This is a genomic window from Ruegeria atlantica (assembly GCF_947495585.1).
In the GTDB taxonomy this organism is placed as follows: Bacteria; Pseudomonadota; Alphaproteobacteria; order Rhodobacterales; family Rhodobacteraceae; genus Ruegeria; species Ruegeria atlantica_G.
Map to the genome: position 1 here is coordinate 1 of NZ_CANLZK010000008.1, position 12421 is coordinate 12421.

Annotated in this window: 12 protein-coding genes; 5 read left to right on the forward strand and 7 right to left on the reverse strand. The window is 58.3% G+C overall.

Annotated features, from left to right (window positions below):
• Positions 1-111 precede the first annotated feature (111 nt).
• Positions 112-1311, reverse strand: a complete 1200-nt coding sequence (locus tag QMP16_RS14120) for a cytochrome-c peroxidase (protein ID WP_348774601.1) — start codon at positions 1309-1311, stop codon at positions 112-114.
• 84 nt (positions 1312-1395) lie between these two features.
• Here QMP16_RS14120 and QMP16_RS14125 point away from each other — a divergent pair, with 84 nt between their 5' ends.
• On the forward strand, positions 1396-1866 hold the full coding sequence (locus tag QMP16_RS14125) for a tetratricopeptide repeat protein (RefSeq protein WP_282152901.1): 471 nt from the start codon (positions 1396-1398) through the stop codon (positions 1864-1866).
• Positions 1867-1900: 34 nt separating this feature from the next.
• Here the strand turns inward: QMP16_RS14125 and dctP are convergent, their stop codons facing one another.
• From dctP to QMP16_RS14155, 6 genes are read right to left on the reverse strand one after another with little or no spacing between them, the layout of a single operon-like run.
• Positions 1901-2962 (reverse strand): TRAP transporter substrate-binding protein DctP, encoded by a 1062-nt coding sequence (gene dctP, locus QMP16_RS14130; protein ID WP_282152902.1) that lies wholly within the window; start codon positions 2960-2962, stop codon positions 1901-1903.
• Between the two features lie 24 nt (positions 2963-2986).
• Positions 2987-4276, reverse strand: a complete 1290-nt coding sequence (locus tag QMP16_RS14135; protein WP_282152903.1) for a TRAP transporter large permease — start codon at positions 4274-4276, stop codon at positions 2987-2989.
• Entirely contained in the window at positions 4277-4864 is a 588-nt protein-coding gene (locus tag QMP16_RS14140; protein ID WP_282152904.1) for a TRAP transporter small permease, read from the reverse strand.
• Between the two features lie 52 nt (positions 4865-4916).
• Complete coding sequence (locus QMP16_RS14145; protein WP_058272664.1) at positions 4917-5432, reverse strand: flavin reductase family protein; 516 nt, start codon at positions 5430-5432, stop codon at positions 4917-4919.
• Positions 5432-6322 (reverse strand): aldo/keto reductase, encoded by an 891-nt coding sequence (locus QMP16_RS14150; RefSeq protein ID WP_282152905.1) that lies wholly within the window; start codon positions 6320-6322, stop codon positions 5432-5434. Before QMP16_RS14150 ends, QMP16_RS14145 begins: the two co-directional genes overlap by 1 nt.
• Complete coding sequence (locus QMP16_RS14155; RefSeq protein ID WP_282152906.1) at positions 6322-7476, reverse strand: LLM class flavin-dependent oxidoreductase; 1155 nt, start codon at positions 7474-7476, stop codon at positions 6322-6324. Before QMP16_RS14155 ends, QMP16_RS14150 begins: the two co-directional genes overlap by 1 nt.
• Before the next feature lie 106 nt (positions 7477-7582).
• Here QMP16_RS14155 and QMP16_RS14160 point away from each other — a divergent pair, with 106 nt between their 5' ends.
• The 4 genes from QMP16_RS14160 (at position 7583) to serA (ending at position 12371) form a co-directional block, all read left to right on the forward strand.
• Positions 7583-8293: a GntR family transcriptional regulator gene (locus tag QMP16_RS14160; protein ID WP_282152907.1), complete on the forward strand. Its 711-nt coding sequence runs from the start codon at positions 7583-7585 to the stop codon at positions 8291-8293.
• Between the two features lie 12 nt (positions 8294-8305).
• The gene (locus tag QMP16_RS14165; RefSeq protein WP_282152908.1) at positions 8306-9403 is read left to right on the forward strand and encodes a Gfo/Idh/MocA family protein; all 1098 of its coding nucleotides are present in this window, start codon (positions 8306-8308) and stop codon (positions 9401-9403) included.
• A 159-nt stretch (positions 9404-9562) separates the two neighbouring features.
• Entirely contained in the window at positions 9563-10717 is a 1155-nt protein-coding gene (locus tag QMP16_RS14170) for a phosphoserine transaminase (RefSeq protein WP_282152909.1), read from the forward strand.
• Between the two features lie 58 nt (positions 10718-10775).
• The gene (gene serA, locus QMP16_RS14175; RefSeq protein WP_058272633.1) at positions 10776-12371 is read left to right on the forward strand and encodes a phosphoglycerate dehydrogenase; all 1596 of its coding nucleotides are present in this window, start codon (positions 10776-10778) and stop codon (positions 12369-12371) included.
• Positions 12372-12421: the final 50 nt, after the last annotated feature.

Here is a 12421-nt window from a genome sequence, read left to right on the forward strand (position 1 = left end):
TCGACAACGCTTACGGCGACAGAAACCTAATCTGCACATGCCCCCCAATGGACGCTTACGAAGAAGCCGCAGAGTAAAATCAAAGCCCCCGTTGAAAAGCGGGGGTTTTTCTTAGGGTGCGAAGCCAACGGGTACACCAAAGGGTGGCGTGTCCACGCTGGCCCCGGTCAGGGCGTGCAGAAACGAGACAAGGCTGCTGATTTCCGTTTGTGATAGTTTCACCGGAGCGATGTCGATCTTACTGCGCACACGCTGCATCTCAAACTGGTCCTGCCAAACAACAAAATCTGCCTTTTGCAGCCATGGTACACTGGGTAATTGCGCCATTTCGGGTGCCCAGTTTGCGAAACTGGCCAAAGGCTCCAGGTGATGGCGGATCATGCTTTCAAGGTCAGGAAAGGCGCCGTTATGGCCGTAAGGTGCGGTCAAGGCCACGTTGCGCAGCATCGGAGTACGGAAGCGATAGGCATCCTCAAGCCGGTCACTTTCGCCCATCCGGCCCACGTCGCGAACATAGGGATCCCACTGCCGCGTACGGCCGGGACCAAATGGGGGCAGGGCCAGAGCGTGGAATTTCTGATCGGACATAAGCGGGCCAGAATGGCAGTTAGAGCATTGTGCTTTTCCGTAGAACAGGTTCATTCCGATCAGTTGGGTAGGCGACAGGGCATTTGTGTCCCCGGCCAGATACCGATCAAATGGGCTGTCGGTGCTGCGCCATTCGGTGGCCATGAACGCCGCCAGCGCGTTGGCGATTTGTGTGATCGAGATGTCTTCGGTCGTCTCGACCTCGTCAAACGCGGCGACCATTGCCGGGCCATAGTGCGGGTCGGTGCGGACCCGTTTGGCCAGGATCGGCCAGCCCTTGTCGATGCGATCATGGACCGCGCCCGTGACCTGGTTTTCGGCGACATTCCCGGCCATTTCGAATTGCGAGGTCAGCGGGAACAGCGCTTGTGCGGCCAGCAGCGAATTCAGCCCGTCAGGCAACCATTCCTGCGCAGGTGAGTTGAAGCCGTTGCCATAGACATCCGAAATGCTGAGGCGGCCATCATGGAAAACCGTATGAATGTCTTTTGCCCCAAGGTTCCATAGACCCGGCGAATTGCGCGGAATACGTTTGCGGATTTTTTCCGCTCCGGTTCCAGGGGTTCGGTCTGGGCCGAGACCCTGACCACCCTCGCCAATACCTAACGATAACCCGTCGGACGTGCCGAAATCCGGGTGATGGCAATGGGCGCAGGCGATGTTCTGATTGCCGGACAGGATCGGATCGTAAAACAGTTGATGACCGATGGTGGCCTGTTCCATATCAAAGGCGATGAAGTCATTATCCGTCAGCGGGCGCGGTAAGTCCTGCGCCGCCGCCGCACCGACGAAAAGGAAAACAGCCCCATGCGCCAGTTTGTATTTACCCTTTGCTGTCTTGCGACCCCGGCGCTGGCCGAACTGGAGCAGGCCCGTGATATGATGGAGGCCGGCGCGTTCGAGGCCGCGCGCGAGGAACTGATGCCCGCTGCCCGATCGGGCAATGCCGAGGCAGAGGAACTGATTGGCGTGATGTACGGCCTTGGGCTGGGCGTCGAGCAGGACTATGAGCGGGCTTTTGAATGGTATCTGCGCGCCTCGATGAAGGGTCATCCCGGGGCGCAGTCCGGCGTTGGCTGGTACTATGAGTTGGGTCTGGGCATGCCTGCGCCCGATCTGGTGCGGGCTTATATGTGGTACACGCTCAGCGCTATTGGCGGCGATCCCGATGCGGCAATCAGCCTTGAGGAAGTGGTCAAGAAAATGTCGCCGGAGCAGATCGAAAAAGCGCATGTTCTGGTCAACGACTACAAAGGGTGGATGTACCCATTTCGGTGAAAGGGCCGGGCCACAAGGCCCGACCCGCAATTGATTAGTTCAGGTCCGCATCGCGCGACGCATTGATCTCGCCTTCGGCGATGGACACGGCCTCGGTCAGCGCGGCAAAGATCTCATCCCCACGGGCCACGTTGGACTGGAACCACTCGTAAACCGGTGTTGCTGCGTCTTTGAACGCGGCTTTCTGTTCGGGAGTTGGAACGTACAGGTCACCACCACCTGCGACGAAATCTTCATAGGCCTGGATCGACTTGCGCTTGGGCGATGCAAAGGTCGCTTGCTGCAGAGCATAGAAACCATCGACGACCACGCGGCGCAGGTCCTCGGGCATCTCCTGGAACTTGGCGTTATTCATCCACCACAGCGCACCCATGTAGGCGTGGCCGTCCAGCGTGACGTATTGCAGTCCAGCATCCGGGAACTTCATGCCCATGATGTCGGTGATGCCGTTCTTGGATCCCTCAACAACGCCAGTCTGGAAGCTGGTGAACAATTCCGGCCACGGGATCGGGGTAGGCGACGCGCCCAATGCCTTGACCAGTTCCTGAGGCAGGTCGGCGACCACGGTGCGGATTTTCAGGCCTTCCATGTCGGCAGGTTCTGCGATCCGGCGTTGCGTGTTCGCGAAGTTCCGCCAGCCACCGGTATTGCCGATGGTCATCAGGCGGATCGCACCGCCGGAATCCTCCAGCGCCATCTCGCGCATCGTGCGGGTGAAGTCACCGGACAGAACACGCTCGGCCACGCGATCATCGGCCATCAGGTAGGGCAGGTCGAGAACCTGCACATATGGGAAGATGCCCGACGCGCCACCCGACGTGGAGATATAAATGTCGATGGTGCCGTCAGCCACACCCTGCAGACATTCCGCCCCGTTCGAACAGAGTTGCGTGCCGATGAACAGCTCGACCTCGATCGCGCCGTTTGAGGCCGCTTCGACATAGTTCTTGAAGACGATCAGACCGTCATAGTCCTCATCGTTTTCGTTTGAGTTTGCTGTGGCGCGCAGCGTGTAATCTGCTGCCGTGGCCGCGATGGCCGATGCGGCAACCAGCGACGTCGCTAAGGCTGCTGTTTTGATAAATCTTCCGAGCATGCGTTTCCTCCCTGTGATACTCAGTCAGTTTGCAAATCCCGTTATGCGCGGGATCGTCATGGATAGTGCGGGGATATAAGTGATCAGGAAGATCACTATGATTTCGACGGCCAGAAACGGCAGGATCGCTTTGGCGATTGTCTCGACCTTTTCGCGCGACACAGCAGCAGCCACGAACAGGACCAGCCCCATTGGCGGCGTGGCGAGGCCAACGGTCAGGTTGACGCTCATGATGATGGCAAAGTGGATCGGGTCAACGCCCAGGCTGGTGAAGATCGGCGCAAGGATCGGACCAAGGATGATGATCGCGGGGCCTGCGTCCAGGAACATGCCGACGACAAACAGCAGCAGGTTGATCAGGAACAGCAGGATCAGCGGGTTTTCAGACAGGCTAAGGATCAATTGCGCCAGTTGTTCGGGCGCATGGCTGAGACTGACCACGGTTTTGAAGGCCATCGCCGCGCCGACCAGCAACAAAACGACGGCCGAGGTCAGACCCGCATTGCTGAGAATTTCAGGCACCTCTTTCAGCGTCAGCGTGCGCAGGACAAAAAAGCCGATGAGGAACGCATAGCCGACGGCGACCGCCGCGGCCTCGGTTGGGGTGAAGATACCACCCAGAATACCGCCCAGAATGATGACAGGCGTCAGCAGTGGGAAGAACGCTTTGAGGCTGGCCTGTCGGCGCTCGCCCCACGTGTATTTCCGGCTGGCGACGGGAAAGTCGTACTTGTCAGCCATAACCTTGATCATCAGCATCAGGCCGACGCCGACCATCACGCCGGGCACGATGCCGGCCAGAAACAGAGCGGCAACGCTTTCACCCATGACATAGGCATAGATGATCATAATACCCGAGGGCGGGATGATCGGGCCGATCACCGAACTGGCCGCCGTGATCGCGGCGGCGAACTTGCGGGTATAGCCCTGTTTTTCCATCGCTGGGATCAGCATTGAACCCAGCGCCGACGTATCGGCCACGGCTGAGCCTGACAGCCCGGCAAACAGGATCGAACTCAGCACATTTACATGCGCCAGACCGCCCCGAAAATGGCCCATCAGGGCTTGGCTGAACTCAACCAGACGGATTGTGATGCCGCCGCGGTTCATCAACTCTCCGGCCAGCATGAAGAAGGGGATGGCCATCAGCGGAAAGCTGTCCATGCCGTTATAGACATTGCGATACAGCAGCGTGATGTCGGCCGTCTGACCGTTCAACCACAGAAGAATGCCTGGTGCAGCCAGCAATGCAAAAAAGACCGGCAGGCCGATCAGCAGAAACACCAGAAATGTGGGCAGGAACCATATCAGCATCTATTCGGCCCCCACAGGTGCATCGGCAATGTCTGGCAGCAGATGACCGCCGCCCAACAGGGTCACGACGGCGCGCAAGATCAGCTCGATATTGACTGAAATCAGCAGGATGACCCCAACCAACAGTGAGGCCATCATCCAGCTGCGCGGAATGCGGTACCACTCGTCAAACCCAAGGGACGTTGGCAGATACAGCGCAGCGGTGGCGAACTTGCCGCCAAACCCGGTGACCTCGGACCAGCCGATTTTGACGGCCACCAGCAAAACGGCCAGCGAAACCAGCAGCAGCAGGATGTTCAGGGTTTTCCCAACCCCTCGCGGCAGCATCAGGGGCACCATGTCGATGGCGACAAACCCGCCGCGCCGAAATGCCGTGGGGGCCATCAGGCCGGTCATCCACAGCATGCAGAACCGAGCGGCCTCATCCGGCCAGGGCAGCGCGTTGCCCAGAACGTATCTGAAAAACACCTGTATCAGGATCGCGATCACCATAAGCGCAATCGCAACGACACCAACCGCGCGGCCCAATCGCAGCACGGTTTCATTCACAAACGCGATCGGCGCAAGCACCGACGTCAATCCGCCCATGCGGATCCTCCCTTTTCAGCCGCGGGCTTTCACCGCGACAGTTATTCCGCGCTTACTGGTGCGCGAATTGGCCGAGCTTTCCGGCGTAGAAGGTCAATGCGTCTCCGTCCGCCATACTGGCACGCAGGACCTTTCCAATAACGATAACGTGGTCGCCAGCGTCGTGATAAGCGTGTTGCTCACATTCGAAACGGGCCAGGCAATCGGGCAGCAGCGGGGTTCCGTTTTCACAGCGCTCGTGGTCGATATCCTGAAGCGCAAACGCGTCTTTCGAACATCCAAAGCAAAGCTCGGCCTGTTCTGCTGAAAGGACGTGAACACTGAAATGTCGTGCTTCTTGGAAATAACGGAACCGGCGCGAGTTGCGATCGCCTGCCCACATGACAAGTGGTGGGTCCAGCGAAAGGGACGAAAAACTGTTGGCGGTGATGCAAACCGGCCCGTCTGTGCTGTCGCAGGTGACAACAGTGACACCGGTGGCAAAACGACCAAAAGCGTCGCGCAAGGTTCGGGTGTCGTCCCTGTGGGGAACGAATGTGCGGGTCATGTCCTTTGAGATTGCATTCATCATGGTACCTCATGCCCCAGTGCCGCCTCATACAGGCGGTACCAGCTCTCGCGATCCAGATTGACCTTCAGCGCGTCAGAGATGCGCTTGATCCGGTCCAGATTGTTGGTGCCCAAGACCGGAAGAATGCCTGCAGGGTGGGCCAGAAGAAACGCCACCGCCACGGCGGCGCGATCCACGCCGAATTCCTCGGCGATTTCGTCCGCTACAACCCCGACCGGAGGGTTTCCAGCCATCAGCAACCCGCCACCCAAGGGTGACCACGCCATCACCGGCTGACCATGCTGCTGATGAAACGCCAGATCACCGTTGGTGAAGGGGCCGATTTCGCCCAGAGAAATCTCGATCTGGTTGGTCACCAATTGGGTTTTCATCGCCGATTGCAGCAGGCTCCAGTCCCATGGACGGAAATTAGACACGCCAACCGCGCCGACCTTACCGCTGGCGACAACTTCGTCCAGCGCAGCACCTGTTTCGTGATGATCCATGAAGGGATCGGGGCGGTGAATCAGCAGCAGGTCGATATGATCGATGGCCATTTCAGACAGCGATGTCTCAACCGATTTCAGGATATGCGCGCGTGAGGTGTCGTAGTATTTCGCCTTCGCGTCCGCGTACCGCCCCATCGGCGCGACGATGTCACATTTGGTGACGATCTCCATCTGTTGACGCAGACCCGGATTTGCGCGCAAGGCATTGCCCAGAACGGCCTCGGCTGCGTATCCGCCATAGATATCGGCCTGATCGAAGGTGGTGATGCCCTGATCCAGACAGGCCTGAATCTTGGCCTCGACATGGCCCGCCGAAGTGTCGTCGTCGTCGCCCAGCCGCCACATGCCGTACACAATGCGGCTCATGTCCAGCGAGTCAGATAGTTTCACACGTTGCATCAGCGACGAACTCCGTTGCCCAGCGGCGTGGCCGGGGTATTTGCAGGGACCCTTCCGTAGGCTTCGGGAAGGGAACAGGTTTTCAGATTAGGCATAACACGGCTGCCAAAATGGCGAGCTTCGTCCATGTGCGGATATCCCGAGAAGATGAAGGCGCGGATGCCCATCTTCTGATACTCTTCGATCTTGGACATGACCTGATCGGTCGATCCGACCAGTGCTGCGCCGCACCCCGACCGTGCGCGGCCAACGCCGGTCCAAAGGCCGGGTTCGACATAGCCATATTCATCCGCCAGATCGCGGTTTTTGGCCTGATGAGCGACGCCCAGTGATGTCGAATCCAAAGCACGCTCACGGATGGCGCGACCGTATTCGTCATCCAGTTTCGAGACGATGTAGTCGGCGTATTCCTGCGCTTCGGCTTCGGTATCGCGGACAATCATGTGCACGCGAAGGCCGTAGTCCAGTGTGCGGTTGTAGTTCTCGGCAACCGCGTGGACGGCTTTCATCCGTTCGGCCAGTTGATCCTTGGTTTCGGGCCACATCAGGTAGACGTCGCAATGCTCGCCACACAGATCCAGAGCGGATGGGGAATAACCACCAAAATACAGCAGCGGGCCACCTGCCTGATATGGCTTCGCCGGGTCGGTTGTGAGCCCTGAGAAGTTATAGACCTCACCCGCATGATTGATCTCGTCCTGCGTCCACGCCTGTTTCAGGATTTCCACCACTTCGCGCGAACGCTGATAGCGATAGGCGCTGTCGGCTTTCTCGCCGGGGAAATCGGACGAGATGATATTGACCGTTAGCCGTCCCTGCAGCATGTGATCCAGTGTCGCGATAGTGCGGGCCAGCATGATGGGCTGCATCTCGCCGCAGCGCACAGCGGCCAGCATGTTGATCTTTTCGGTGATCGGCGCGCAACCGGCTACAAAGCTCAACGTGTCTTGCCCCACCTGATAGGACGACGGGCAGAGGATATTTCTAAACCCTTGCGCCTCGGCCTCTTTCACGATGCCTGAACAGTGATCCCAGCTGGATCGCAGGTCACCATCGGGCATTCCAAGAAACTGGTAATCGTCCGAACACAGCGCCGCGAACCATGAAACCTCGGCCGCATCCAGATCGGGTGAGGTGATGGGGACGATGGTCATCTGATTCGTTCTCCGCAAAGCTGTGACTTTCCTCTTGCGTAGCAATCACATTGATGTAGATCAATGGTGTATCAATTTTTCCTGCGACCGAGTGAAGCGCCAAAAGATGTCTTCTGCCAACCGAAACCCGAACGCCCTGCCGGTCTATGTTCAGATTGCCGAGCTTCTGATCCGCGACATCGCCGCCGGTCGCCTGATCGATGGTGAGCGTTTGCCGCCGGAAAGAGATCTGGCGGCGGAACTGAAAGTATCGGTCGGGACCTTGCGAAAATCGCTGGCTGAGCTTGATAAAAAAGGGATGCTCGAACGCATTCAGGGATCAGGGAATTACGTTCGCGAGACCGGAACGCAGAACAGCGTCTATGCGATGTTCCGCCTGGAGCTGCCCGAGGGGGGTGGGTTGCCGCGCGCAGACATCCTCTCGGTTGACCACCTGAAAAAGCCTGTGGATCTGCCGCGATTTGGGTCCTCGGAGATGGGCTCGCGGGTGCGTCGAATGCGGTATCTGAATGACACAATTATCGCGGTTGAAGAAATCTGGCTGGATGAGTCCGTCGGTCGGATCGATCAGCACCTGCTGTCCGACTCGCTGTATAGGTACTATCAGCATCAGCTTGGGTTCTGGATTACGCGGGCTGAAGACAGGGTTTCGCTAGGAGCACTGCCGGACTGGACGCCTCCTGATTTCACCAAGCCGGCCGGAGATCTAGTCGGATACATCGAACGGTTCAGTTGGTCTGAGCGATCTGAACCCGTCGAGTTTTCAAAAACATGGTTCGACCCCGATCGGGCCACCTATGTCCAACGACTGAAATAAGAGGAACTGCGCATGACCCGGACCATTCACTACGGGCTGATCGGATGCGGTATGATGGGGCAGGAACATCTGCACAATATTGCCCTGCTGGACGACACGCGCGTTTCAGCGATTTTCGAACCCGACGCCCAGATGGCACAGGCCGCACAAGCGATTGCGCCTGATGCGGTAATGGTGTCGTCGGTTGAGGACTTGCTTGCGGTCGAGGATCTGGACTGCGTTGTCATCGTCAGCCCCAATCACCTGCATGTGGATCAGATCGAAGAGATTGCCCGGACACGCCCGTTGCCATTGTTGGTAGAGAAACCTCTTTTCACAGATCCGGTGGATGCGGCGCGCCTCGAGGCTTTACAGCATGACTATCCCCATCCGATCTGGGTGGCGATGGAATACCGCTATATGCCGCCCATTGCCGCGCTGATTGCCGAGGTTGAGGCCACGGGCGGCGTTAAGATGCTGTCGATCCGCGAGCATCGGTTTCCGTTTCTGGAAAAGGTCGGTAATTGGAACCGGTTCAACCGGAATACCGGCGGAACATTTGTCGAGAAGTGCTGCCATTTCTTCGACCTGATGCGTTTGATCCTGCAATCCGATCCGGTTCGCGTCACTGCAAGTGGTGGGCAGGCGGTCAATCATCTGGATGAGGACTATGAGGGCGAAACGCCCGATATCCTTGACCATGGCTATGTCATCGTGGATTTCGCCTCGGGCGCGCGTGCGATGCTAGAGCTGTGCATGTTTGCCGAAGGATCACGGTATCAAGAGGAAATCTCGGCCGTTGGGCCAGACGCCAAGATCGAAGCGTTGGTGCCAGGGCCGGGGCGGTTCTGGCCGGAACATCTTGGCACGCCGCCGGTCCCGCAGATCATTGTCAGCCCACGTGCCCCAAAAGGTCCGGTCACCAAAGAGATCCCCGTCGATTCGCGCCTGTTGGCCGCCGGGGACCACAATGGTTCGACTTTCTACCAACATCAGGGGTTTCTGGCGGTTCTGCGGGGCGAAAAGGCACAACCTGACGTCACCCTGAACGATGGTCTTTGGGCCGTGCGCATCGGTTTGGCGGCGCAACAGGCATTGGCAACCGGAGAGACTGTGCGCTTCTCGTCATGATGCCGATAGGAAACCCGCGTTCCAGATACGCACATAATCGGGTGTCGTTTTTGGCACCCGATGCGTCTTTTCCGCTTGCTGGGCGTCGTTCGAGGCAATAGCTCTGTCTGTGGGACACCCCTCCCCAACGAGGGGCGTGTATCTGTAAGGGTAATACACATGAGCATTAAACAACCGGCGACGCGGCCGGCAAATCCGCGTTTTTCCTCGGGCCCCTGCGCCAAACCCCCCACATTTGATCTGACCAAACTGGCCGATGCCGCACTGGGCCGGTCGCACCGTGCAGCTGTCGGCAAGGACAAGCTGAAGGCCGCGATCGAAGGTACGCGTGAGGTGCTGGGCATTCCGGCGGATTACAAGATCGGCATCGTTCCCGCCTCGGACACAGGCGCGGTTGAGATGGCCCTGTGGTCGCTGTTGGGCGAACGCAAGGTCGAGATGTTGGCCTGGGAAAGCTTTGGCTCTGGCTGGGTGACCGACGTAGTCAAGCAGCTGAAGATCGACGCCGAGGTGAAGACGGCGGATTACGGTCAGCTCGTTGATCTGGCCTCGGTTAATTTTGCCAATGACGTTGTCTTTACGTGGAACGGCACCACCTCGGGCGTCCGGGTTCCCAATGGCGACTGGATCGCGGATGACCGTCAGGGTCTGACGATCTGTGACGCAACCTCGGCTGCGTTTGCGATGGACCTGCCTTGGGACAAACTGGATGTGACCACGTTTAGCTGGCAGAAAGTGCTGGGCGGTGAAGCGGCGCACGGGATGTTGATCCTGAGCCCCCGTGCAGTGGAGCGGCTGGAAAGCTACACCCCCGCATGGCCCCTGCCCAAGATTTTCCGCCTGACCAAGGGCGGCAAGCTGATCGACGGTATCTTTACCGGTGCAACGATCAACACGCCCTCGATGCTGGCGGTCGAAGATTACTTGTTCGCATTGGACTGGGCGCGCTCGGTTGGTGGTTTGCAGGGCCTGATCGCCCGTGCGAATGCCAATGCCGGTGCGGTTCACGCGTTCTGCGACCAAAACGACTGGATCGCCAATCTGGCAGAGGATGCGGCGACACAGTCGAACACTTCGGTCTGCCTGAAGTTCACCGACACACGCATTCAGGACGGTGCGACATTCGCCAAAGCTGTGGCCAAGCGGCTTGAGGCCGAGAGTATCGCATTGGATATCGGCGCCTACCGAGACGCACCCGCAGGCCTGCGCATCTGGTGCGGTGGCACGGTTGAAACCTCGGATATCGAGGCGATGTTGCCCTGGCTGGCATGGGCCTTTGAGGCCGAGATCGCGGCGCAGACAGAAGCCGCCTGACCCTTTTTACCGGGCCGTCTCAGGCCCGGATTTTTCATGACATTCAAGGACCACAAACATGGCCCCCAAAGTACTCGTATCCGACAAACTCAGCGAAACCGCCGTGCAGATATTCCGCGACCGCGGCATCGACGTGGATTTCATGCCCGATCTGGGCAAGGACAAGGACAAGCTGGCCGAGCTGATTGGCCAGTACGATGGTCTCGCCATCCGTTCGGCCACCAAGGTTACGCCGACCTTGCTGGAAAAAGCCGACAATCTAAAAGTGATCGGTCGCGCTGGTATCGGCACCGACAATGTCGATAAGGATGCAGCGTCGAAAAAGGGTGTGATCGTCATGAACACGCCGTTTGGCAACATGATCACCACCGCCGAACACGCAATTGCGATGATGTTCGCCGTCGCGCGTCAAATCCCCGAGGCCAGCACGTCGACCCATGCAGGCAAATGGGAAAAATCCAAATTCATGGGCATCGAGCTGACCAATAAGACCCTCGGCGTCATTGGCGCGGGCAACATTGGCGGTATTGTTTGTGAACGTGCGCTGGGCCTGAAAATGAAGGTCGTCGCCTACGATCCCTTTCTTGGCGAAGAGAAAGCCGCCAAGATGGGCGTCGAAAAGGTCGAGTTGGACGAGTTGCTGGCCCGCGCCGATTTCATCACACTGCACGTGCCGCTGACCGACCAGACGCGCAATATCCTGAGCCGTGAAAACCTGGCCAAGACCAAGCCCGGCGTGCGCATCGTCAACTGCGCCCGTGGTGGTCTGGTCGACGAAGAGGCGCTGGCCGAGATGCTGCAATCCGGCCATGTCGCAGGGGCCGCGTTTGATGTGTTCAAAGAAGAACCGGCAAAGGACAACCCGCTGTTCAACTTGCCGAACGTCGTGTGCACGCCACACCTTGGTGCTGCAACGACCGAAGCGCAGGAAAATGTTGCCCTGCAGGTGGCTGAACAGATCTCGAACTATCTGCTGACTGGCGCGGTGGAAAACGCTCTGAACATGCCAAGCGTCACCGCCGAAGAAGCCAAGGTCATGGGTCCATGGATCAAGCTGGCCGGTCACCTGGGTAGTTTCATTGGTCAGATGACCGATGAACCGGTTAAGGCAATCAACATCCTGTATGACGGTGTCGCGGCTGAGATGAACCTGGCTGCCCTGAACTGCGCCGTGGTTGCCGGGATCATGAAAAAGTTCAACCCGGAAGTGAACATGGTGTCGGCCCCGGTTGTAGCGAAAGAGCGCGGGATTCAGCTATCGACCACCAATCAGGACAAGACCGGTGTCTTTGACGGCTACATCAAGGTGACTGTGGTAACCGATAAGCGCGAACGCTCGATCGGGGGTACGGTTTTCAGCGATGGCAAACCACGCTTTATCCAGATCAAAGGCATCAATATCGACGCCGAGGTCGGTGCCCATATGCTCTATACCACCAACGAAGACGTTCCGGGCATCATCGGCGCGCTGGGTCAGACCATGGGCGAGAACGACGTGAACATCGCTAACTTTACGCTGGGCCGTGCCGAAGCGGGCGGAGAAGCGATTGCTTTGCTGTATGTGGACGAACCTGTTCCGGCCGAAGCGCGGGCGAAACTGGCGGAAACGGGTCTATTCACTCAGATCAAACCGCTGGAATTTGACGTAGCTTAAGATTCTGTCCGAAAATTGTGACCTTGGCGATGCCCGTGCAAAAAATGTGC